This window comes from Anabaenopsis arnoldii, assembly GCF_028331025.1.
GTDB lineage: Bacteria > Cyanobacteriota > Cyanobacteriia > Cyanobacteriales > Nostocaceae > Anabaenopsis > Anabaenopsis arnoldii.
Map to the genome: position 1 here is coordinate 1 of NZ_JAQMUH010000035.1, position 23,522 is coordinate 23,522.

Consider the following 23,522-nt stretch of genomic DNA (forward strand, 5'->3'; position numbering starts at 1 on the left):
ATAACCTGTGATTACGCCGGATTTGTACCAACGCCACGCAGTTCTATAACTTATCCCTACGCAGTTCTATAACTTATCCCTACCTTTTTTGCATAATCAGATAGTTTCATTCATTTAATGATCGTACATTCATAATAATATGATACTACAAATATACATAAATGACTATAAATTCATTAAATTATTGTAGACTATATTGTGATCAACTGGATTTGAGAGGGAAACTGGGTGAATCAATCTTCCTTAAATCGGACATTAACCCAAATTTTCGGGATTCTTCTGGGTATAGCACTAGCCATGTGGGTAGTTAGAGGTTTTGGTATGCTGACATTTATTCCCGGTGGTGTCATTGGACTGTTGTTACTAGGGGCGATTACCATAGGGATGATTAGCTATGTACAAAAAACCTGGTGGCGGTTGTAGTCTCAATATATGACAGAGTAAAAACTATGGCAAAGTATGTATGTACGGTGTGTGGCTACGAATATGACCCAGAAATCGGCGATCCTGATAGCGGTGTAGCTCCCGGAACGCCCTTTGAGGAATTGGCTGAGGACTGGGTTTGTCCTGTGTGTGGAGTCACAAAAGATTTTTTTGAACCGCTAGAACTGTAACAATAACCGCTGGTTCCTAGATGTATATATTATAGAAGTTTTTAGCCTTGAATATTCAAAGACCAACTTTAAATATTGTAGTGATTGGAGGTGGAGCGGCAGGATTTTTTGGTGCGATCGCTTGTGCTCAAATGAATCCTGATGCCCAAGTTACCTTAATCGAAGCTAGTCGTCAACCACTGGCGAAAGTGTTGATTTCTGGTGGAGGACGCTGTAATGTCACCCATGCTTGCTTTGAACCAGCCAGATTAGTACAAAATTACCCCAGAGGTGGTAAGGCTTTACGGGGTGCTTTTAGCCGCTTTCAAGCTGAGGATACAGTAGCTTGGTTTGAAAACCACGGTGTGCGGTTAAAAACAGAAGCTGATGGGCGGATGTTTCCCATCACAGATAATTCTGAAACAATTGTGGAATGTTTGATTAAAACTGCTGCGTCCGCTGGGGTACAATTACGCATCGGTACACCAGTAGTTGATGTCAAAAAACTTCCCCAAGCACCAGGGTTTGAAATTATCCTCAAGTCTGGACTGAGCCAAAAATGCGATCGCCTGCTTTTGGCAACAGGAAGTAACCCTATGGGTTATAAAATTGCTAGGGAGTTGGGTCATAACATTGAACCCCCTGTACCTTCTTTATTTACCTTTAATATTCCCGAACCCAAACTGAGGTTATTGGCTGGGGTGAGTGTGAACCCCGTACAATTACGTTTATCTGGGACAGGAAAACCACCACTAGAACAAACTGGGCCATTATTAATCACCCACTGGGGTATGAGTGGCCCTGCTGTGCTGAAACTTTCGGCTTGGGGTGCCCGATTTTTGCACGAAAACCGGTATCAAGCTAAATTATTGGTGAATTGGCTACCGGATTTCAATCAAGAACAAGTGCAGCAAAAAATCTTAGCAGTTAAGACACAATGGGGACAAAAAGCCATGGTCTTACATCGTGGGGTTGACCTACCGCACCGCCTCTGGCAATATCTTATTGACCGGGTCGGGATAACGACAGAAGACCGTTGGGCTGAACTATCCAATAAAAAATTAAATCAGCTAATTCAAGAACTGACCCAGGGAGAGTATTTAATTACAGGTAAAGGAGTGTTTAAAGAGGAATTTGTTACCTGTGGTGGTGTTAATCTCAAGGAAGTTAATTTTAAGACTATGGAGAGTAAGTTAATTCCCGGTCTTTATTTTGCCGGAGAAATTCTAGATATTGATGGAATCACGGGCGGGTTTAACTTCCAAAGTGCTTGGACAACAGGATATTTAGCTGGTAAGTCCATGGGAAGTGAACTAACTGACGGTGGCTATCAAAACATAGTGGGAGCGTGAGAACCCCTACGCTTGAGCGAGGGGATGAAACGCCACTCAACAGGATTTATACCTAACTTATTTACTCCTGCTATCGGGTTTGTTTTCTGGGTCAACATTGACTTGAGGATGCCAAACTTCCCACAACAAAGCGCGATCGCTCCAAGCAGAGCGCATTAAATTCCAGCGCACCTCGTTAGTAGTTCGACCAAACAGATTGAGCATGGTTTGCAGCATTTCTGGAATAGACAGGGTATTTGCTAAAAAACCGCTCCACTGGGGTAAGGATAACTGGAAAAATGAAGCAAAGAAAGCTTGTAGCGTCCCCTCGTCAAACCGCATTAAGTTTTCTAAACCGAACCGGTACAAGGCGTGTTTACGGATTTCCTCGGTTGACCATAGGGTTTGCCATCCTGTGGCTGCAATCTCCCCAGGAGACCCATTCGGATGATTCAAAGCCTGGGCGATCGCTGCTGCTACCCCGGGGGCTCGTCGAATCAAAGCCCCTACCATATAACCAGATGCGGGATGTACCATGCTAGCTGCGCCACCAAAGCCCATGACGGATTGATTGATCAACGGTAAGGGTAAATTCATCGGGAACAAACAGTATTCAATGTGATGGATGTGATTTACCTGCACACCTCGAAAGGCTAAACGTTGATACAACCGCTTTTTCAATACCTCAAAGGAAACTGCGGGACTGTTTGCTAGGGAGGTTTCTTCTACAAAAAATACACCGCCTCCTAAATCCATGGCGTAGAGAAATGTGGGGGGTTCTTCTTGTCTTTGCGCCGGTGATAGATGATCGCTGCGGTAGTCCATTAAAACAAACTGTTGGGCATCAATGGGTGGTGAGGAAAAAGTGCCGACGATGCCGTAAGCTGCTTGATAGGCAATGCGATTGCTTTGGGGTCTTTTTAACAGCGCGGGTTTGTGACCACTGACATCAATAACCACTCTGGCGGCTACCTTTGCTCCTTGGGTCGTAGTGACGCACGAATGAGTTGGTAAATGCTCAATGCTGGTAGCAGTACCCTGATGCCATAACATTTTACCCTGCTCGCACTGTTTTAAGAAGTGTGACTGCAGCTTGACATTATCAAATAAACCGTACTCACGCTGAAGGGATATTTTTTGATCAAGGGTGTAGGTGACACAGTTTTGCCAACGATGGCTGAGAAGATGGGTCATCTTCATTGGTTCTAATTCATTGCACCAGATACCGTATGTGTTTGACCATTCTACTGGGGGGGGTGTGGTTGCTAAACCTGCAACCCTCAGACCTTGATTACATAGGGCGGCGGCGATCGCCAATCCTCCCGGTCCAGAACCAATCACTAAAGCATCAAATACCAAGCTCATACCTATACCCTAAAATGCACTACTACACTGCATTTTAGGGGATTGCTTAGTTCCAGTTTGACTCTTGTGTCCCTCACCCCTATGGTGTGGAAGTCTAGATACTGTTATTTATTTATATAGCCTCATCATTACCCCAGAGGATGACCCGGAAATCACAAGCAGAGTGGGTCAAAACATTCTGGTTCTAATTTGTGGGTGAATTGAAGACTATGTAAAGATACAATCCTCGTACCCCGCTCCCTATCCCCACCCTGATACGAAGTAACCCGTGCAGATAGCATGATTTAACAGAAATTCTGTATATTAAATTACAGTTTACCAGTATAAGAATATATTATTCTAATCCAATTAGTGCTATTATTTCTCAATAAGATGCTAATTGCTGTATTTAGGCTGTTTTTAATCATAAGTACTACTCAAATTGACGATGCATCTATTAATTGTGCTTGGGGATGAGAATTTTTCCCCAACATCATAGTCAAGAATAGATAAAAACTGAAAACTTATCCCTCATATATTATGACAATTACAATTTCACAACAAGCTTTTTGGGATTTATTTGTAGAAATACCAGAAGCACAAAGAAAGTGCGACGGACTATCTACTATCCTCGGTGAACAGTGGGAAATGTTTGATAGTATTTTGCAATTCCCTTCAGAACTAGGTACAGGATTTTATGGAGAAATAGAATTGCGGGAAGGTTTGTCCTTAGCAATTACAGAAACTCAATTATATGATGATATAATTTTGCATCTTCCAGATAGACAACATCCTTTAGAATACAGTTTTTATATTTCCAGTCATCGCCAAAATCACCATTTTTCTGTTCACGACGGAAAAAACACATTATGGGGTAGCGGGCTTGCGCCTAAAGAAAAATTTTCATCATTTAAATCACAAAACCAAATTGAGATTAATGTACATATTGAACCGGAAATATTTTACCTATTCATAGCAAGAGAACAGGACATACTCCCACCAGAATTAACTCATTTAGTCAGAAAACCTGATGAAACATATTATTCTCGTTCTAGTATTACAACTCCAGCAATGCAAGTAGGAATAGAGCAAATTTTAAATTGCCCCTATCACGGACTAATGAAAAGAATGTATTTAGAGAGTAAAGTTTTAGAATTGATGGTATTGTTGGTAGAACAAGACGTAGCAGCACATCCAGCTAAACATAACAGCTTTACAATCAAACCAGAAGATGTAGAACGCATTCACTCTGCTAAAGACATTTTATTAAAAAATTTAGATAATCCCCCCTCTTTAATCGAATTATCCCGACAAGTGGGGTTAAATGACTGTACCCTTAAACGTGGCTTTCGGTTGGTATTTGGTACAACTGTCTTTGGCTATTTACATCATTACCGACTAGAACAAGCCAGAAAATTGTTAGTAGCAGGAGAAACAAGTATTTCTAAAGCTGCGCGTAGCGTTGGTTTTGCTAGTCGTAGCTACTTCGCTACTGCTTTTAGGAAGAAATTTGGTATCAACCCTAAAGAATTTTTATTAGCTAATTCACGTTCATCTCTGGAAATTAATGAATTGATAGGGTAATTACAGGAAAATTAAAAATTTTGATATAAATACAATTCTCACCTGATTAAATCACTTAAAAAGCAAAAATTCCGTCTAGAGTTCAAAAAATTCCGTCTACCGTTCACAACATTTATCCACATCCGATTAATTTCCTGTAGACTTCTTGATAGTAATTATAAATTACCGAAATTCAGTTGATAAGGTATTGAGAGTAGTTAGCGGTTACTGTTAACTCTTCCCAATTCCTCATGCCTATTTATTAGTGTTGTGAGTCGAGTAATGTCAAATCATTTAAATAAACTAGCTTGGATGGTCATTTTAGCTTTGCTATTGGTTAACCCACCTGTTTTAGCTGAAGGCCACGAAAAACCAAAAGGTAAAATTTCTCAATTAAGTGATATACAACAAGCTTCTAGTAGAATTCAGCAATGGCTGGCTCAGTCTGTGATTCAGGTAGCAGGTGTTAATTTACAAACAACGGACAAAGGTGTAGAAGTAATTTTAGAAACCAATCAATCAGATCAACTGCAACTCACAAATCAAAGTGAGGGCAATAGTTTTATTATTAACATTTCTAATGCCCAGTTAAACCTACCTAGCGGTGACACATCATTTCGCCTCGAAAAACCCATGGCGGGAATTACTGAAGTTAAAGTTAGCAATTTAGATGCAAATACAATTCGCGTCACCATCACAGGTGAAACTGCTGCGCCGCAAGTCGAGTTATTTGATGCTGACCAGGGTTTAATTTTTAGTGTCATAACCACAGCATCTACTTCTGAAACCCAACCAGAAGAACCAATTGAATTATTAGTTATAGGTCAGCAAAATAGATACCGTGTACGTAATGCTGCAACTGGAACGAGAACGGATACTCTAATCCGAGATATTCCTCAGACTATTCAAGTAGTTCCTGAACAAGTGATCAAAGATCAAAGAGTTACTCGTTTAAGAGATGCGCTGCTGAATGTTGGTGGTGTGGTTCAAAATGGTGGGTTTGGTGGGGGAGTAGATCAACTGGCTACTCGCGGATTTTTTAACGGTGGTCTTTTTGGTGGAGGTATTTTAGTTGATGGTTTCAAGGATGGACGAAATGGTATTAGAGAAACTGCAAACGTTGAGCGTCTAGAAGTTCTCAAAGGACCGGCTTCAGTTTTATATGGTGGTGTCGAACCGGGTGGTGTAATTAATTTAGTTACGAAGCAACCTCTCAAAGATCCCTATTATAATGCTGAATTGTCAGTAGGTAATTTCTCCACATTTCGTCCTAGTCTTGATATCTCTGGTCCACTAAATTCCGATAGAACTTTGCTATATCGGCTCAACTCTGTTTACGAATCTTCAGCAGGATTCCGTGATTTTAATCAAGATATTCAAAGATTCTTTATTTCACCCACTTTAAAATGGGAAATTGGCAAAGCAACCAACTTAAGGTTACAATTCGACTATCTCAACGATGAGCGTCCATTTGATCGGGGATTTTTAGCTTTTGGTAATGGTATTCTTGATATTCCTGTGGAGCGTATTTTAGGCGAACCAGATGATGTAAGGAAAGTAGAAGAAATAGGTTTTAGCTATCGCTTAGAACATAATTTTAACGATAATTGGAAAATCCGCAATGCTTTCCGATATCAGAGTGCAGATACCTTCGATTATCGTGCTGAACCTGTGAGATTAGATGAAACAACAGGGATTCTCACACGGAACTTTAGATCCAATGATGACTATCAAGAAAATTATACCTTACAAACTGATTTAGTTGGTAAGTTGGCGACAGGTTCAATTGATCATACTCTCTTATTTGGTGTTGACTTAGCTAGAGCCACATCAGGGGGAACTCAGAGCCGATTACCGGGAGGAATTACACCAAGTATTGATGTATTTAATCCAGTTTACAATGCCATATCCAGACCTGGTTTAGAAGAATTAACCAACGTTGTGCGTAATAACCAGAATAGAAGTACTGGTTTAGGAATTTTCGTACAAGACCAAGTAGCTTTTGCAGATAATTTAAAATTGGTTGTGGGTGGAAGGTTGGATTTTGTAGATCAAAACAGTAAAGATTTACGGGATGGTTCTGAATCCAATCAATACGATACAGCTATCACCCCCAGACTGGGTATTGTTTACCAACCTATTCAACCTATTTCTCTTTATACTAGTTACAGTCAATCATTTTCACCAAATTTTGCGACAAGCGTAGATGGAACAATTTTAGAACCTGAACGGGGAACTCAATATGAAGTTGGTGTAAAAGGTGAATTTTTGGATGGCAAATTAGCGGCTACTTTGGCAGCTTATGACATTATAAAATCAAATATGGCTACAACTGATCCAGCTAATCCAGACTTTAGCATTCCGATAGGAAAACAACGCAGCCAAGGAGTTGAACTCAATGTTGGGGGAGAAATTAGTCCTGGTTGGAATGTGATTGCATCTTATTCTTATGTTGATGCTAAGTACACAGAATTTAATGATGGTTATGCGGGGAATCGTCCGGTGAATATCCCATTTAATACAGCCAGTTTGTGGACAACTTATCAATTACAACGCGGTAATTTACAAGGTTTAGGTTTTGGTTTAGGTTTGTTTTATATAGGCGATCGCCAAGGTAACGACGAAAATACTTATGTCATCCCTGGTTATCTGAGAACAGACGCAGCAATCTACTATCAACGTGATAATTGGCGGTCTGGGGTTAATATCCAAAATCTGTTTAATGAAAAATATTTTCACGGAGCAAATTTTGGGAGAGTAGCTATAGAACCTGGGGCACCATTAAGGGTTATTGGTAGTTTTTCTGTGACATTTTAAACAACATCAGGTGTAGGTTATAAATAACCATCATGAATGAAAGTTATATCAAATTCAAACGCTTAACTCGCTGGTGGGGATTGGCGATAGCAATGTTTTGTTCTTTATTGCTGACTGTAGCTTGTCATTATGGTGGTTCTATACCCGTGAATGAACAGATAACAAACGCAGCTTGTCGTGATCTTAAACACTCTGCGGGAATCACCTGTATTCCAGACAAGTTTGAGCGACTTGTGACTTTAGATGATACTTCCTTGGAAAATGCGATCGCATTAGGTATTCAACCTGTTGGTAGTGTGATTTCCGAGTTTTCCTCACATTGGCGAGAGCAGATGACAGGAGTGAATAACATCGGTACAATGGGCGAACCTAATTTAGAAAGTATTTTGGGAATGAAACCGGACTTCATTATCGGGTTCAAGTATTTCGAATCAATATATTCTCTGTTGTCCAAGATAGGACCCACAGTTTTATTTAAATTTGAAAATAGTGGTCAATGGAAACAGGTATTTAATAACATTGGTGTCGCTTTAGGTAAGGAAGAAACTGCTAAAGAAGTAACAGAAAATTATTACCGTCGTTTGGCTAAATTTCAGGAAAACATGGACGAATATTTAGCTAAAATTCAAGTTTCTGTAGTACGAGTTTATCCGGATAAAATCAACCTTTATCTCAGGGATTCTTTTTGCGGCACAGTTTTACAAGACGCGGGATTATCTCGCCCAAAATCCCAAAGTTTCACCGCATCGGAAGCAAAAAAATTATTTGGTAATCCCATTCAAGTATCTATCAGTAAGGAATTAATTGAAAAAGCGGATGGTGATGTGATATTTATTTGGACATACGAAAATAACGCTAAAGGCAATCAAACAGCTAAAAAGAAATTAGAGGAATTACAAGCAAATCCTCTGTGGAAAAATTTAAAAGCTGTACGCAACAATAAGGTTTATGTAGTTCCAAGTTACTGGATTGGGAGTGGTATGTTAGCTGCAAACGCCATTATTGATGATTTATTTCAATATCTCGTCAATACACCCTAAATCACAGTAAATTTCAGGTTATTATGTATAAGGGCGGGCAGGATGCCCACCCCAGAATAATTTTACTATTAATACTTTTATTTTAGGTACTAAAAACCTACTGTAAAATATTGCCAAGCGGGCTAATTTATTCCAAATTTTTTTTATTTAATTACTTTGGTTATGACTCTTCATACTTTATTTGTTTGTAAATCTTGTAGTGCTGTTATCGACCATGAAGAAGCTGATGAACGGGCTGAAGGAAATAAATTATTTTTGCAACTGCTAGAACTGCAAAAGGATAATTCTATTTATCATCATCTCAATATTGAATCTGTAGGTTGTTTATGGACTTGTGGCCGACCTTGTACTGTGACTTTTGTTTGTCCAGAAAAATATACATATCATTTTGTGGATTTAACAGAGGAAAGTACAACTGATTTGTTGCAATTCAGCCTGCTTTATCAAGGAAGTAAAGACGGATATGTTTTACCTGGGAAACTACCGGGAACACTTCGTTCTCATCTTTTAGTCCGCATCCCTCCCACACCAGAGACAAGGTAAATGATATGTTGTAAAGGCTTGGAAGACGCAGAGCGTAAGGGGCGCGTTGAGGGTCAACTCGAAGGTAAACTCGAAGCAGTACCTCGGTTATTGAAGTTGGGGTTAACTTTGGAGCAGGTAGCAGAAGCACTACTACAAAACTTATTCCTGGAAAATTTGATCAAATTTACCTTGTGTTTCCACTTTCCCTGCTTTCATGACAATAATCTGGTCAGCACGACGCAACACAGCAGGACGATGGGAAACTACAAGACAGGTTGGTGTCCAAGAATTTTCTTGCTGTTCAGGATTATTAACAAATATCCGCGACCATAACGCCAATTCTGTTTCTACATCTAAGGCGCTGGAAAGGTCATCAAATACTAATAATTCCGGTTTGCGGATAAACATCCGCGCTGCTGCTACTCGTTGCATTTGTCCCCCAGATAACCGCACACCTTTAGAACCAACTACAGTTTCTAAACTTTCGCTCATAGTCGCCAAATCTTGCTCAAACACCGCCATTTTTAAAGCTGTGGCAATATCTTGGTCATCTTTAGATAAACCCAACAAAATATTTTCTCGCACAGTGTAGCTAAATAATTGGGGAATTTGGGGAGTATAAGCACTGCGAGGGGGAACCAAAAAACTAGCTGGGCTTTCTACAATGTTCCCATTCCAGTAAATTTCTCCCTTTTGTTTAGGTAGTAATCCTAATAAAACCCGCAGTAATGTAGTTTTACCTGCACCAATTTCACCAGTAATTACAGTTAAACTACCCCGTGTAATTTCCAAGTTAATATTTTTAATTCCTTGGTCAGTACCAGGATAATTATAAGTGAGATGAGATACTGTTAAAACTTGCAGTTTATCTTGCTCATTTCTCACAGGTGGTTCTAATGGTGGTAGGGGTTTTTGGCGATTATTCAGGTCATTTACATAAAGTTGATTGGGAGCTACTAATATATCCGCGGATACACCTGCTAATAAACTAGCCATCCGTTCAAAAGATACTTCTGTATGTTTAGATAACGCTAGAAAACCGCCAACAGAGCTAAAAAAGCCAGTCACAAAGGAAAGGTTATATACAAATAAAGCAAAGTCACCAACTGTTAACTGATTAACGCCACTCTGCATGAATTGAGAAGCCAGTAAAAGAATTATACCGGTTCCTAGATTCACCATATTTTGAAAGGTAGAATTAAGAATAGCATTCAACAAGCTATCTTTAATCATTGTTTGGCGGCGTTGCTCATTTAAAGTATGAAAATAATCCAAAACATTTTTTTCTGCGCCGGCGACTTTAATAGCTTGAACTGAACCAAATATTTCACCTAAAAGCCCTGTAACTTTTTCGGTAGCTTGGCGGCTGGCTTTCCTATACTTTTTAATGCGAGTTTCTCCGCCTTGAATAATTGCGACCATTCCGACTAAGGGCAGAAACACAAACACGGTCATCTGCACATTAATACTCACTAAAATCATTAAACAAAGAATAGCAAATATTCCTTCTCCAGAAATTTCTGATATCCAGGCTACGTTGTCTTCTATTTGTTCGGCATCATCACGAAAATAGCTAATTATTTCTCCCTGAGATCCAGTTTTTTCAGCTTCTTCATTAACAATTATGGGCTGTGCTGTGGGATTGTCAAATAAGCGTTCTAATAAGTTATGTCGCAGTAATGACCGCATTAAAAAACGGTGCTGGGTTTTGGTAATACGTCCGGCAAATATAACGGCAATATGCCCAAAATTGAGAGCGAGTAATAATGCAATTAAGGCTAAGGGTGATAAACCCAACTGTGCTTTATTAGTTAAACTATTGAAAAATTCCCTGATGATTAAGCCTGGTAGCGCTGGCAAACCCGTAATTAAAATCCAGTAGATGCTGTCAATAATATATAGTTTGGGTTGGTAACAAATTAGTTGCCATAATAATTGCCAATGGTTGCATTTTTTTGTTGCTGCCATAATTATTTTTAATTTAAAATATCGCTTAAGCCTGTTTGTAATAATTGGGAAAACCGTGATTCTGAATTATTAAGTAATACTTCTCGTTCACCATATTCTATGATTTTACCTTGTTCTAAAATGAGTATTTGGTTAGCCTTTTGTACAGTGGCTAAACGATGAGCAATAATAATGCCAGTACGCCCGGTTAATAATTTATCAACGGCTTTTTGTACGAGTCTCTCGGTTATGGGGTCGAGGCGAGAGGAGGCTTCATCTAAAATTACTAAACCAGGGTCTTTGAGAAAGACGCGAGTAAATGCGAGTAACTGCGCCTGTCCCGCAGATAAGCCATTACTATCTGGCCCCAAATTTGTATCTAAGCCCTGGGGTAATGAATATAACCATTGTGATAGTCCCAATATTTCTAAGGTTTCATGGATGCGTTCGTCGCTGATCTGTGGGTTAAAAAAGGTGAGGTTATTCCTGACTGTTGTTTGAAACAATTGCACATCTTGGGTGACTAATCCGATTTTTTGCGGTAAGTCTGTTATGGGAGTTTGGTTAATTGGTATATCTCCCAAGTGAATTAGGCCTGAGTGTGGGTCATATAATCTCAGTAATAACCGCACTAGTGAGGATTTACCGCTACCTGTACGCCCTAATAATCCTAATACATGAGCAGCAGGTAAGTTAAAGGATATGTCTTGCAATACTAAATTTATAATATCAGATTCGTGGTCATTATAGCTAAATGAGACGTTGTTAAAAGTCACTGAAAGTGCGCGGTGAGGAAGTTGTTGTTCTCCACCTACACTAATTTTTGATTTTACTTGAAGTAAATTTTGAATGCGGTAAATACTGGCTTCTGCTTGTTGCAGGTTTTCAAATTGGTTGCGGATTTGTTCAATGGGTTCGCTGAGTAAGTTGGTGTAGTAATATAGTATATATACCGTACCAATTGTGATAATGTTTTTACTCCAAAGGTAAGCACCGACGCTTAAGGCGATCGCTGTCCCTAATGTAAAAATCCCGTTAGTTGTACCCCAAAGAATGGTACTGGCAAAGCGGGCTTTATGAAATACTGGTAACCACAGTTGTAAAATTTTGTGGAAGCGGTGCATGACATAATTTTTCGCTCCATTGGCGCGGATGTCTTCCATACCGGCGAGTTGTTCACCGACAAAACCAAAGAAATCAGCACTGATTTGGCGATAATTCGCCCAATGGGGAACAGCTATAGAACGCAGACGAATTAAAGTAAATAATGCTGTGAGGCTAAAAAATGTGATCGCCAAACCAGCTCGCCAATCTTCGGCAAAGAGGACTACAATTACACCGGACATGAGTAGTAAATTGCCTAAGATGTAAACAGTAAATTTAGAAAAGAATTGTGACAGGGTGTGAACATCACCATCTACCTTTTCTAGTAATTCACCGGGTGTAGAGTATTTATGAAAGGATAAATCCAATTGCAAACAATGCTCAACTAAATCAGCGCGTAAGGCGTTGGTAGCTCCCCAAGCGACGTTTTCGCCGTAATAGGTAGCTGCAATGCTAATTAGTTGGGTGATTAAAGCTACAGTTATAAATAGTAAAGCGGCTAAGAGCAAATTTTGTCCTGAACCTCCAGTTACGGCTGTATCAATGAAATATCGCAGAATTTGGGGGTTAACTAATTGTAGTCCTATGCTGGACAAAAGAGCGATCGCAAACTTAGCAACTCGCCATTTTTGTGGTTGGAGATAATCTACAAGTAAATTACAGTATTGTCGGAGTCCAATTTTCATAAAATTTTACCTATCAGCAAACCAGATTTTGGAGACTGATTTCAGAGTAATGTAGATTACATGAACAAAGGTTTTAAGCTTAACTATTGATTCCCATTGGTAAAATCATCACAGAATCAATAAATCGGTAAAAGTTCGCATTCATAATTTTTCAAGATGTTTCCCCTATTAAATATCTGAATATATCATCTAAAACTTGATTTGCTCCAATAATTCCCCATGCAGCAATCCATACATCATTTCGTACTGGATAAATCCGGTTTTCCTGTACTGCTGGTAAGTCCGACCACAAAGGATGATTGATAAATTGTTGCAGCTTTGATTCATTGTGTCCTCCTAGGATCAGAAAAATAGCATCACCAGCCATTTGGGGAATTAATTCTAATGAAACATTTTCTTGAGTTTTATCTTTGTCTTGATACACAGGACGAGAAAAACCTATTTCCTTAATAATTGAACCACTAAATGAGCGATTCATATAAATACGAGCAGAATTTGCCCAAAAATTCACCAGAGATACTTGAGTTTTAGTAAGATTATCACCCATGGTTACCCGTAAATCTTTGATTCTTTGGTCATACTCTTGCAGCAAATTTTCTGCATGTTCTGTTTCACCAACTGCTTCCGCAAATTTTCTTAACCACTGTTTCCAATCAGTATCACCTTCTGCTAAAACTGTTGGTGCAATTTGGGATAAATTTTCATATAAATCAGCATCCCAATTTAACCCTAAAATTAAATCGGGTTTTAAATATAAAATCTTTTCTAAATTTGGTTGACCGTTAGTACCAATTTTCTCAATTCCGTCGGTTAAATGATCTAGATATTTGAGAAAATTGTTGTCGCCCAAGGTTGTCGCGGCTATCGGTTTGATTCCTAAAGCTAAAATGTTATCTAACCCACCTAGCACAATTACTCGTTGCGGGTGTAAAGGTACTTTGGTTTCACCCATAGCATGACTGACTACCCTCACCGGGGTGACATCCACCGAGTTAAGGTTTAAATTTTGTGTGCTATTCAGTCCACAACCTATGATAATGAAAGTTGTGGCAATACCTAAGATGAATTTTAATTTATAAACAGAAAATAATTTCATCAGTATAATTAATTTTGGATTGTTGTAATTGATATAAAGGGTGAGCAAAAAACCACCCTAAAAAAATAATTTATGCTGATTATTTACCAAACAATTTGATAGCCTACACTGAGAGTTATACCTTTTCCGGCATAATTGGCACTATCGAAAAATGGGGCAAAGTATTGTGAATAAACTGGGAAATATTGGTTATTGAATAAGTTTTGAATACCAAGTTTTAGTTCACCTTGACCTAGTTTGATACTGCTGATATAGTCAACTGTGATAAAGCTGTTAATTTTGGCATCCTCTACCTCATCTTGAAAAGCGAGATCGCGATCGCCTGAGTACAATAATTGCAGTCGGTTGCGCCAACTGGGGAGGGTTTGGTTTTCTACGTAGGCTGTGAGTTTTAATGGTGGAACAGTAATACTGTTGAGTGCAAGGAAATTACCATCATTATTCTCATCATTTACACCTTCTATCCAAGTAGCTGTACCTCCCAAACTCCAACCTTGAGATGGTTGGACATCCACAGCTGCTTCTATCCCGTAAATTTTTTGAGGAGCGCGAATAGTTTCCAGGAAGTCACTATTAGGGTTAAAACTAAAAGCTGAACCTAACTCAGAATAGTTGTAGAAACCAGAAAGTGACACCTGGAGATTATCCCAATTACTACGAATACCAATTTCATAGTTATCTACTTTCTGTGGTTCTGTTAGTTGCAAAGAGTTTAAAACATTCACCACACCTCCAGGAGGTCGGCGGAAAACACGACCTAAATCTGGAACTGAGAACCCCTGAGCAAAGTTACTAAAAACACTAACTGACGGCGTAAGTTTGTAGACAATACCACCATTAAACACTGTGGAATCAAAACTGCGATCGCCTCCTTGAATTTGCCGACGGGGATTTTCTGCTGTGATATAATCGTCTAAATTCACACCAATATTCACATAGCGCAAGCCACCACTTAACAGCAAATTATCAGTAACATCCCATTGCAACTGACCAAATATACCCAGTTCTCTAAAATCATACTCTGGGACAAAAACACGCTCGTCAATCTTGCGAAAAACTCGACCCCCGGAAGCATCAAATTCATCAGGGTCGAAAATATTAAATCTTTGAGAACTGCGTTCTTTTTGATAATCAACCCCCCAAAGTAAACTCACTGTGCTTTGAGAATTAAAAGGTGTGTCCACCTGCAATCTTCCACCCAACTGTTCTATGTCGCCTTCTGATTTGGTGATTGCTCTCAACCTACCATCACGGTTATCATCGGGAATTCCTCCACCAAAACCATAATTACGATAGTAAGCTTGAGCCTGAACCTTACTAGCTAAAATACTATCATTACTGTAATTTAAACTTAGTAAAGTATTGTTGATAAAGGCCCCATCACTAGCGCCAATTACAGTAGTCCCCTCCGGTATTCTCAGAGCGCGAGATTTTTGAATTCCGGGAATTTCATCAATAGCTTCATCAGAAATAAAGTTAGTATTTTGCCACTGGTCGAAATGATTAAAACTAAATTGCAGACGTTGATCGGGCGTTAATTCTACTCCTACCTTAGCCAAAGCATTGATTTTGGTGCTATCTTCATCACCTGCAAAATTAGCAATGCGATCGCCTTCAGCATCAAAAAACCCCCCAGTGGTCACCAGAGAAAACCCGACAGTATAGTCAAATTTGCCCTCTGTCCCAGATATTTGATGCGACAAATCATAGCCAAAACTATCTGCGGAATTAGTCAAAGAAGTATCTAAACCAATATTGCTTGTAGAAGTTAATCTTTGACCGCTTGGCCTCTTAGTAATAATATTGACTACACCACCAGTAGCTTGACCACCATAGATTGCATTCGGACCGCGAACAACTTCAATGCGTTCAATCGCACTGGGGTCAATGGTTGTCAGTTGAGCGGGAATTGATTGCAAATTAGCATTTTGGGGAACACCGTCAATTAAGACCGAAATATTACGACCGCGTAAACTTTGCCCAAATGTATTACTCCGATTAGTAGGGGAACCAAAGCCAGGAACTGTTTTTCCCAAAATATCAGCTAAATTTGTGCTCAACTGGGCTTGCTGTTCAATTTCTTCCCGTGTAATCACAGTTACAGAACGTGCGACATTCTGCACATCTTCTTCCGTGCGTGTTGCTGTCACCACCAATTCTATAGATTCTTGAGTTTCATCTGAACGCTGTTCTGGCTCTTGTTGTGCGGAAGTTCCAACTGGTGTGAGGGCAAAAATTAACCCTTCAACAGTGTCAAATAATTCGACATTTGGCAATCCTGTTGCACCCGTGACTGTTAACCGAATAGTGTTAACATCTAGACTAGTAACTGTTATCTGTGTAATACCCTCAACTGGTTTTAAGGATGTAAAGCCATCACCACTAGGTAAACGCAATTGACTATTAGGAATATCTATAATCAAGTCATTCTTATTATTGCTACTATTTGTGATTTGCAGTTCTTCGGCTTGATTTGTCTTTAAAATTACCTCTATACCTTTTTCTGTGGGATTTACTTCTACTCCATTGATAATAATTACAGATTGCCCTGTTGAAGTTTGTGATACTAATTCTTTCACCTTATTTGTAAGTAGTTCCACCTCACTTACAGACGGAATTGCCAATACAGGTTTAACGGTAAGTACTACACTGGTTAAACAAACTACTGTAAATAATTGCAACCTTGTTGACATATACTCTCATACCAATTAAGAATCTATTTTAAGGAGAGTACAATAATTCCTTTGTAATTTAAAATACCTGTTCAGCTGCAAGACGGATTTTTTTGGCCCGTAGACGGATTTTTTTGACAATTGGATTTTTAAACAGGGGCGCGAAGGTTTACGCAAAGGTTCGCAGAGGTTGAAGGAGGGGTGCAAGAAGGGCGCAGGAAGGGCGCAGGGTTAATGCTGGCTGCTGGTTTTTCCAGGCGATAGTATTTTGGGTTAACTCCAAATCGTTTACGAAATGCAGCTGCAAAGCTACCTTGGTTTGCATAACCAACAGTACGTGCTATTTCTTTGATACTCATTCTTTTTTCTATGAGCAGTTGACTTGATAATTCCATTCGCTGTTCATGTAAATAACCAAATACTGTTGTGCCAAATACTTGATGAAAACCAATTTTCAGTTTGTAATCGTTTAATCCTACTTGTCTTGCTAATTGAATTAATGTGGGAGGATGATTAATATCTCTGATGAGGATTATTTTAGCTGCATGAATTCTTTCAATGTCATCCTTTTTAAGTAGGAGTTTTTTAGCTGGCTTTTCATGGTTCTGTGCCAATTGTTCCAATTTCAGTGCAATTAATTCTAAACATTTACTTTCTAAGTATATACATTTAATTATTCCCTGGAAAGGACAGTTGATAATCTGCTCTAATGGCAGATACATCTCTGGAGTGATTATATTGCTGTCAAAAAAATCTTCTTTACTATTATTTTCGAGGAAGTCTGTTAAAATATTTGGTACCTTTTTGCGATGCTCAATAATAAAATCTTTCAGCAAATCTGGACTTTTTAAGTGAATATCTACTTTTAGTCGCCGCTTGTTACCAAAAATTACAAAACTTTCTCTTCCATCCATTTGATCTTGATTCCTCCAGTCTAAAAAACTTTGCCCACATTCGTTTTGGGAGTATGAGCCTGACAAATTAAATCCAAATTCTATCTTATCGTATTCACTCGGTTGAATATCTTCAGATTCAATATACAAATCATCATCAAATTGTTCATCAATAATTAGCAGACGTATTCCTCGTAATTGAATCTGACGATGGTATCCTTTACCCAAGTTTTCCGGGCAGTAATTGATAAAATCTCCAGTATGAGATTCATCTGGATATTGAGTGTTTTCGTTAATCTGTTGCCAAGTTATGTTATAGTCTGTTTGCGAAATTATGTTGGACATACTTTTCTCTGAGAGGTAAAATGCTTAAGTCTACAAATGTCAATTGATGATGAAGTTGCAACCTAAAATTTATTGGCGAATTTCTGATTTTTAATTGTTTAAGAACACCGTATCCTACTAATGGGGATACACATTGGTGTACCAGTTACTGGGTCTGTAATAATCTGGGAACCTAGCCCGAATACTTCTTGAACAGTAGTTTTAGTCATCACTTCTTCGGGTGTACCATGAGTATAAACTCTACCTTGCTTCACCGCTACTAAATAATCTGCATAACGACAAGCTTGGTTTAAATCATGCAGTACCATAACCAAAGTTCTTTGCTGATTTTGGTTTAATTCCCATAGCAAATCTAAAACTTCAATTTGGTGTGCTAAGTCTAAGAAAGTTGTGGGTTCATCTAATAGTAAAATATCCGTATTCTGAGCTAGTGCCATAGCAATCCAAGCACGCTGTCGCTGTCCACCAGAGAGGGTATCTAACTCCCGTTCAGCCAGTTCTTTCATTCTCGTTGTTTCTAATGCTATTTCTACAAAATGTTCATCTTCTTTTGTCCATTGTTGCATCAAATTTTGATAGGGAAAGCGTCCGAAAGCTACTAAGTCTCTGACGGTTAAACCTTCGGGAGCTAGGGGAGATTGAACCAAAATACCTAATTTTTTAGCAACATCTTTTGTTGATAACTTAAACAAATCTGCTGTATCTAAATAAACTGTGCCTTTCTGCGGTTTCAGTAACCTTGCTAACCCCCGCAGTAGTGTAGATTTACCGCAACCATTAGCACCCACTAATGCGGTAATTTTTCGTTTGGGTATAGTCAGATCTAAATTTTTTATAATGGTTACCCCATCATAACCTAGAGTTAAATTATTAGCTGATAGGGGATGAATTATCTGAGTTGGTAATATCATTTTTTCCGGCTCATTAATAAATAAATAAAGTAAGGAGCACCAATTACAGCAGTGAGAACGCCACAGGGAAGTTCTAGGGGTGCAAATATAATTCTCCCCAATAAATCAGCGATAACTACAATCATGGCTCCCCAGGCGGCAGATACAGGAATTAAACCTTCATGATTACTACCTACTAACTGTCGGGCGATGTGGGGAGCAATTAATCCCACAAAACTAATGGTTCCAGCAGTGGCTACCGCTGCGCCAGAAAGTGCAGCACTAATTAATATTAAAAAACTGCGTTGCCACTCTACTCTACTACCTAAACCTTTTGCTATTTCATCCCCTAAAGCTAAAGCATTTAATTGTGGTGCACTACATAAAGCTAAAGGAATAAATATTATCAACCAAGGTAATATAGCTAATACCTGTTCCCAGCTGCGTCCATAAACACTACCAGCTAGCCAAACTAAAGCTTGACTCACATTGTAAATTTCTCCAAATGTCAGCAATAGGCTAGTCAAAGCACCAGTGACAGCAGAAATTCCCACGCCAATTAAAATTAGGCGAATGGGATGAGTACCCCTATCCCAAGCCAGTAGATAAATCACCACAGAAGCAGCTAAAGCACCACTAAAGGCAGCTAAAGGCAAAATTCCGGCCGGTAAGTTGGGAAACAGCACAATTAAAGACACAGCCGCTAAACCAGCACCAGTATTAATCCCAATAATACCTGGGTCTGCTAAAGCATTTCTGGTGATGCCTTGGATAATTGTCCCAGATATTCCTAAGGCTGTCCCCACAAGTCCAGCCGTTAAAGTTCTTGGTAGTCTTAGGGTGTTAATCACAAAACCATATTCAGGATTTCCCGTGTTTATCCCCAAAATTGTTTGAATTACAACTAGAGGTGGTGTGGGATATTCGCCAATGGAGGTGCTAATTACCATCGTTACCAAAGTGATGATTATCAGGATGAGTAAAACAATGGGAACACGTTTTTTCAGGCGCAAAGAAATAGGAAATATTTTGGAACGAAAAATTAAGCTATTATTCCTCATTTTTTAATTTGATTTTTCGCTAAATAAATGAAGAATGGCGCACCCACTAAAGCTGTCATAATTCCCACGGGTAGTTCTTGTGGTTGAATTACCAATCTGGCAAAAATATCTGAACTTAAAAGTAGGATTGAACCAAACAAAGCGCTATATGGTAGAATCCATCGGTAATCTACCCCAATTAACAAGCGCACTATATGGGGAACGATTAAACCAATAAATCCAATACCACCTGTAACTGCTACTGCACTACCTTGGAGCAGAAAAACACTAACGCCAGCAGCAATTTTTATCCATAAGGTTTGTTGACCTAATCCTTGGGCGATATCTTCTCCTAGGCTGAGAACTGTGATTTGTTTTCCTAGGAGGAACGCCAAGATTAAGCCCATGCAAATGTAAGTCAACACTTGAGTAATGATATTGGCATCAGCACCTGCTAGGGAACCGGCTAACCAAAAGCGAATTTCTTCTAATGTGCGTTGGCTGACAATTAAGATGGTAGTAATCAGTGCGGCAAGTAAGTTGCTCATAGCTGCACCAGCCATGGTGAGATTGAGAGGAGTGATACCACTGCGCCCAAAAGAAGCTAAAAAATAAACACTGATAGCCGTAATTCCCGCACCAGCAAAGGCATACCAAACATAAGCAGTCGGTGCAGAACTACCAAAAATAAAGATAGCAATTACAACAGCGAAGGATGCGCCGCCATTAATTCCTAAGATGCCCGGGTCGGCTAATGGGTTACGTGTTATACCTTGCATTAGGGCACCAGATACGGCAATTGCAGCACCTACCATCACGGCTAGGAGCGATCGCGGTAGTCTGACTGTACGTATAATTAAATGGTTTTGAGAACCATCAAAGTCTGTCAATGCTCTATAAACTGTAGTCCAAGGTATATCTGCAGCACCGAGAGTGACGCTGAAAATTAGGCATATTAGGAGAATCACTACTGCTAAAACTAAACCCCCAAGGGGCAAAGTTAGGGAGTGTAAAAATCCTCTGTTTGGTGAGGAAGTTGATTTACTCATTACCTATCTGATATTTATTCTCAACTGAGTTTAAAGTAGTTGAGAATAGATTGCAAGTATATATAAAATTAAGTAACATAAGTTTTGCTCCCGAATAATCAGTTATAGGTGAAGTTTCCGTGTACACAAATGTCCTTCTCTATGCTTCAATGTTTTTAGATTTGAACACACCTAAAAATGAAATTCAGCGAAATTGTTGATAGAATGGGTGAGTTGGCTACAGATAACAGCCTCAGCATTGCTCCCGTTCAAAATCCAGAAATTACAGGTGTAGCTGCTGTGGATGAAGCTAAACTTGGTCATCTGAGTTATATAGAAGGGGCAAGATTCGCTGCTCTTGTCAGCCAGACCCACGCTAGCGCTTTAATCTTACCCCGGGATAAAACACTACAGTCCCAAGCAGAAGAGCGGGGTATCGCCTGGATAGCTACGCCAGAACCCCGCCTGTTGTTTGCCCAAGCGATCGCACTTTTTTATCAACCATACCGTCCCCAGCCAGAAGTTCACCCCACTGCGGTGATTCATCCCACAGCCAAAGTGGGTAATGATGTTTATATTGGTCCCCATGCGGTGATTCAGCAGGATGTGGAAATTGGTCATGGTGCGATTATTCATCCCAATGTGGTAATTTATCCCGATGCCAAAATCGGCGATCGCACCATCTTACACGCTAACTGTACCATCCATGAACGTACCCGCATCGGTGCTGATTGCGTAATTCACAGTGGGGCTGTGATTGGTGCGGAAGGCTTTGGTTTTGTACCTACCCCCACTGGTTGGTTAAAAATGGAACAGTCAGGTTATACTGTCTTGGAAGATGGGGTAGAAGTTGGCTGTAATAGTGCCATTGATCGCCCGGCTGTGGGAGAAACACGGATAGGAAGCCGGACAGTAATTGATAATTTAGTACAAATAGGACACGGTTGCACTATTGGGTCAAATTGTGCTATTGCCGGGCAATCTGGACTAGCCGGAGGGGTGAAAGTGGGGAATCGGGTGATCTTAGCCGGACAGTCAGGAGTGTCGAATCAAGTAAAAATTGGTGATGGGGCGATGGCATCTGCTAAATCCGGCATTCATCATGATGTGGCACCGGGGGAAATAGTTTCCGGGATGCCAGCAGTTCCCCACAAACTGTATCTGAAAGTATCTGCCATATACAATCGCTTACCAGAAATGTATCAATCCTTCAAGCAATTACAACGGCAGATAGGAAAAAAGTAACTAACTAATCCCCAATTTTTCTAACACTGGCTTTGTAGAAACGATGTGACGATCTAAACCTAGTTCCTTGGGGCTAACCCCTAAAGCCAAAGCAATCAACTGAGGTAAGTGCAGGACGGGTAAACCTAATCGTTTGTTAATGACCTTTTCCACCTCTGGCTGACGGGAATCTAAATTCAGATGACACAAAGGACAAGGAGTGACTATACAATCAGCCCCATTTTCTAGGGCTTCTTGAATGTGCATCCCCGCCATCTTAAAAGACTCGGTGGTGGCGTAGCTAGCAAGAGGCCAGCCACAGCATTGGGTACGACCACGGTAATAAATCGGTGTTGCGCCTACCGCCCGAAATAAATTTTCCATACCTTCGGGGCGGAATGGGTCATCATAGGGCATATGTTTTTGGGCGCGCAGGAGATAACAGCCATAAAAAGCAGCACAGTTTAATCCGGTTAACTTATGAGTGACTCGTTGACTAATTGCCTCTAAACCATAATCTGTAATGAGGGCATAGAGAATATGTTTAACTTCGGTACTACCGCGATAAGGTAAACAGCCTTGTTTATTTAGTAGGCCATTGACTTGTTTTAGGTAACTGGGGTTGTCTGTTTGGCATTGCTTGAGGTTTTCGTTCACATGACCGATAACCCCCTGACAAGTGCTGCAATGGGTAAGTAAGGGTAGATTTAACTCCTCAGCTAAAGCTATATTGCGGGCGTTGACAGTATCTTCGAGTAATTGGGAATCTTCTTTAAATGTGCCGGAACCGCAGCAAGCGGCTTTTTTGACTGAAATCAGTTCAATACCCAATGCTTGGGTTAAAGCTTGAGTGGATAAGTGAAGCTCTCCGCAAGCGCCTTGGGCTACACAGCCGGGGTAATAAGCGTATTTGAGGGGGGAAGATAGCATATAAATATGTTTGGATGTTTGGATAAGGGCAGTTATCCCTGATAATAACCTTTAGAAAAGTAGGGATTTAGTGGCTTTGGGGTAAATGGTTTTTTTGAGTATTTGAGATGTTATCTTAGGTACAGAACCTAAGTGTGTCCTTGGGGATGGGAGTTTTCTAGAGCTAGTCCTAAGCTGAATATTTTATAGACAAAAATATACTTATATTGACAAGTATTGACATAAGTGAGTTAAGAAAATCGCCCACTTGATATATAATCTTACGATATCAAGTATTGAATTAAGACTATTGCCAAGGCGAAAACCAAGCAATGATAGCGGTAGTCTTTCTTGTAAATCTTAAGAGAAATATCGCGTCTGGCTAAGGCGTGCAAGTCTACTAAGGGATAACCGCTCCCATGCTCCCGTTGAAGTAGAAAGTAAACTCTAGCTTTGTCTAGGTTTTATATAGCAG

At 39.7% G+C, this 23,522-nt stretch carries 18 protein-coding genes; 8 read left to right on the top strand and 10 right to left on the bottom strand.

Annotation, left to right across the window (positions count from 1 at the left end):
* Positions 1-228 precede the first annotated feature (228 nt).
* Genes PN457_RS02750 through PN457_RS02760 form a run of 3 tightly spaced genes read left to right on the top strand, consistent with a single transcriptional unit; the run spans position 229 to position 1,945 of the window.
* Positions 229-423 carry a hypothetical protein gene (locus PN457_RS02750; protein WP_271731187.1) on the top strand — a complete coding sequence of 65 codons (195 nt, stop codon included), beginning with the start codon at positions 229-231 and terminating at the stop codon, positions 421-423.
* Between the two features lie 26 nt (positions 424-449).
* On the top strand, positions 450-614 hold the full coding sequence (rd, locus tag PN457_RS02755) for a rubredoxin (RefSeq protein WP_271731188.1): 165 nt from the start codon (positions 450-452) through the stop codon (positions 612-614).
* A 47-nt stretch (positions 615-661) separates the two neighbouring features.
* Positions 662-1,945 (top strand): BaiN/RdsA family NAD(P)/FAD-dependent oxidoreductase, encoded by a 1,284-nt coding sequence (locus PN457_RS02760; protein ID WP_417006587.1) that lies wholly within the window; start codon positions 662-664, stop codon positions 1,943-1,945.
* 57 nt (positions 1,946-2,002) lie between these two features.
* On the opposite strand, the gene crtL is transcribed toward PN457_RS02760, so the two are convergent.
* On the bottom strand, positions 2,003-3,289 hold the full coding sequence (gene crtL / locus PN457_RS02765; protein WP_271731189.1) for a lycopene beta cyclase: 1,287 nt from the start codon (positions 3,287-3,289) through the stop codon (positions 2,003-2,005).
* Positions 3,290-3,808: 519 nt separating this feature from the next.
* Here crtL and PN457_RS02770 point away from each other — a divergent pair.
* From PN457_RS02770 to PN457_RS02785, 4 genes are all read left to right on the top strand, one after another.
* Positions 3,809-4,852, top strand: a complete 1,044-nt coding sequence (locus tag PN457_RS02770) for a helix-turn-helix transcriptional regulator (RefSeq protein WP_271731190.1) — start codon at positions 3,809-3,811, stop codon at positions 4,850-4,852.
* Between the two features lie 261 nt (positions 4,853-5,113).
* Positions 5,114-7,648 (top strand): TonB-dependent siderophore receptor, encoded by a 2,535-nt coding sequence (locus PN457_RS02775; RefSeq protein WP_271731191.1) that lies wholly within the window; start codon positions 5,114-5,116, stop codon positions 7,646-7,648.
* A gap of 32 nt (positions 7,649-7,680) precedes the next feature.
* Entirely contained in the window at positions 7,681-8,688 is a 1,008-nt protein-coding gene (locus PN457_RS02780; RefSeq protein WP_271731192.1) for an iron-siderophore ABC transporter substrate-binding protein, read from the top strand.
* Between the two features lie 162 nt (positions 8,689-8,850).
* Entirely contained in the window at positions 8,851-9,231 is a 381-nt protein-coding gene (locus PN457_RS02785; protein WP_271731195.1) for a DUF1636 domain-containing protein, read from the top strand.
* Positions 9,232-9,372: 141 nt separating this feature from the next.
* Here PN457_RS02785 and PN457_RS02790 read toward each other — a convergent pair whose 3' ends face one another.
* The 8 genes from PN457_RS02790 to PN457_RS02825 all read right to left on the bottom strand — a co-directional run bounded on the left by PN457_RS02790 (position 9,373) and on the right by PN457_RS02825 (position 20,935).
* On the bottom strand, positions 9,373-11,181 hold the full coding sequence (locus PN457_RS02790) for an ATP-binding cassette domain-containing protein (RefSeq protein WP_271731196.1): 1,809 nt from the start codon (positions 11,179-11,181) through the stop codon (positions 9,373-9,375).
* Positions 11,182-11,189: 8 nt separating this feature from the next.
* Positions 11,190-12,950 (bottom strand): ABC transporter ATP-binding protein, encoded by a 1,761-nt coding sequence (locus PN457_RS02795; RefSeq protein ID WP_271731198.1) that lies wholly within the window; start codon positions 12,948-12,950, stop codon positions 11,190-11,192.
* A gap of 151 nt (positions 12,951-13,101) precedes the next feature.
* A complete protein-coding gene (locus tag PN457_RS02800) occupies positions 13,102-14,046 on the bottom strand; it encodes an ABC transporter substrate-binding protein (RefSeq protein ID WP_271731199.1) in 945 nt (314 codons plus the stop codon).
* 83 nt (positions 14,047-14,129) lie between these two features.
* A complete protein-coding gene (locus PN457_RS02805) occupies positions 14,130-16,739 on the bottom strand; it encodes a TonB-dependent receptor domain-containing protein (protein ID WP_271731200.1) in 2,610 nt (869 codons plus the stop codon).
* A gap of 128 nt (positions 16,740-16,867) precedes the next feature.
* Positions 16,868-17,956: a helix-turn-helix transcriptional regulator gene (locus PN457_RS02810; RefSeq protein WP_271731201.1), complete on the bottom strand. Its 1,089-nt coding sequence runs from the start codon at positions 17,954-17,956 to the stop codon at positions 16,868-16,870.
* 98 nt (positions 17,957-18,054) lie between these two features.
* The gene (locus PN457_RS02815) at positions 18,055-18,867 is read right to left on the bottom strand and encodes an ABC transporter ATP-binding protein (protein WP_271731202.1); all 813 of its coding nucleotides are present in this window, start codon (positions 18,865-18,867) and stop codon (positions 18,055-18,057) included.
* On the bottom strand, positions 18,864-19,907 hold the full coding sequence (locus PN457_RS02820; RefSeq protein WP_271731204.1) for a FecCD family ABC transporter permease: 1,044 nt from the start codon (positions 19,905-19,907) through the stop codon (positions 18,864-18,866). The genes PN457_RS02815 and PN457_RS02820 overlap by 4 nt, the downstream gene beginning before the upstream one ends.
* Complete coding sequence (locus PN457_RS02825; RefSeq protein WP_271731206.1) at positions 19,904-20,935, bottom strand: FecCD family ABC transporter permease; 1,032 nt, start codon at positions 20,933-20,935, stop codon at positions 19,904-19,906. The genes PN457_RS02820 and PN457_RS02825 overlap by 4 nt, the downstream gene beginning before the upstream one ends.
* A 177-nt stretch (positions 20,936-21,112) precedes the next feature.
* On the opposite strand from PN457_RS02825, the gene lpxD reads away from it, so the two are divergent.
* Positions 21,113-22,159: a UDP-3-O-(3-hydroxymyristoyl)glucosamine N-acyltransferase gene (gene lpxD, locus PN457_RS02830; RefSeq protein WP_271731207.1), complete on the top strand. Its 1,047-nt coding sequence runs from the start codon at positions 21,113-21,115 to the stop codon at positions 22,157-22,159.
* Here lpxD and PN457_RS02835 read toward each other — a convergent pair whose 3' ends face one another.
* Positions 22,160-23,068 (bottom strand): CoB--CoM heterodisulfide reductase iron-sulfur subunit B family protein, encoded by a 909-nt coding sequence (locus PN457_RS02835; protein ID WP_271731208.1) that lies wholly within the window; start codon positions 23,066-23,068, stop codon positions 22,160-22,162.
* Positions 23,069-23,522: the final 454 nt, after the last annotated feature.

What these genes read in the sequence shown, in the direction of transcription:
- rd (WP_271731188.1), top strand. Translation starts at nt 450, where the DNA reads ATGGCAAAGTATGTATGTACGGTGTGTGGCTACGAATATGACCCAGAA.
- crtL (WP_271731189.1), bottom strand. Translation starts at nt 3,289, where the DNA reads ATGAGCTTGGTATTTGATGCTTTAGTGATTGGTTCTGGACCGGGAGGA.
- PN457_RS02770 (WP_271731190.1), top strand. Translation starts at nt 3,809, where the DNA reads ATGACAATTACAATTTCACAACAAGCTTTTTGGGATTTATTTGTAGAA.
- PN457_RS02775 (WP_271731191.1), top strand. Translation starts at nt 5,114, where the DNA reads ATGTCAAATCATTTAAATAAACTAGCTTGGATGGTCATTTTAGCTTTG.
- PN457_RS02780 (WP_271731192.1), top strand. Translation starts at nt 7,681, where the DNA reads ATGAATGAAAGTTATATCAAATTCAAACGCTTAACTCGCTGGTGGGGA.
- PN457_RS02785 (WP_271731195.1), top strand. Translation starts at nt 8,851, where the DNA reads ATGACTCTTCATACTTTATTTGTTTGTAAATCTTGTAGTGCTGTTATC.
- PN457_RS02790 (WP_271731196.1), bottom strand. Translation starts at nt 11,181, where the DNA reads ATGGCAGCAACAAAAAAATGCAACCATTGGCAATTATTATGGCAACTA.
- PN457_RS02795 (WP_271731198.1), bottom strand. Translation starts at nt 12,950, where the DNA reads ATGAAAATTGGACTCCGACAATACTGTAATTTACTTGTAGATTATCTC.
- PN457_RS02800 (WP_271731199.1), bottom strand. Translation starts at nt 14,046, where the DNA reads ATGAAATTATTTTCTGTTTATAAATTAAAATTCATCTTAGGTATTGCC.
- PN457_RS02805 (WP_271731200.1), bottom strand. Translation starts at nt 16,739, where the DNA reads ATGTCAACAAGGTTGCAATTATTTACAGTAGTTTGTTTAACCAGTGTA.
- PN457_RS02810 (WP_271731201.1), bottom strand. Translation starts at nt 17,956, where the DNA reads ATGTCCAACATAATTTCGCAAACAGACTATAACATAACTTGGCAACAG.
- PN457_RS02815 (WP_271731202.1), bottom strand. Translation starts at nt 18,867, where the DNA reads ATGATATTACCAACTCAGATAATTCATCCCCTATCAGCTAATAATTTA.
- PN457_RS02820 (WP_271731204.1), bottom strand. Translation starts at nt 19,907, where the DNA reads ATGAGGAATAATAGCTTAATTTTTCGTTCCAAAATATTTCCTATTTCT.
- PN457_RS02825 (WP_271731206.1), bottom strand. Translation starts at nt 20,935, where the DNA reads ATGAGTAAATCAACTTCCTCACCAAACAGAGGATTTTTACACTCCCTA.
- lpxD (WP_271731207.1), top strand. Translation starts at nt 21,113, where the DNA reads ATGAAATTCAGCGAAATTGTTGATAGAATGGGTGAGTTGGCTACAGAT.
- PN457_RS02835 (WP_271731208.1), bottom strand. Translation starts at nt 23,068, where the DNA reads ATGCTATCTTCCCCCCTCAAATACGCTTATTACCCCGGCTGTGTAGCC.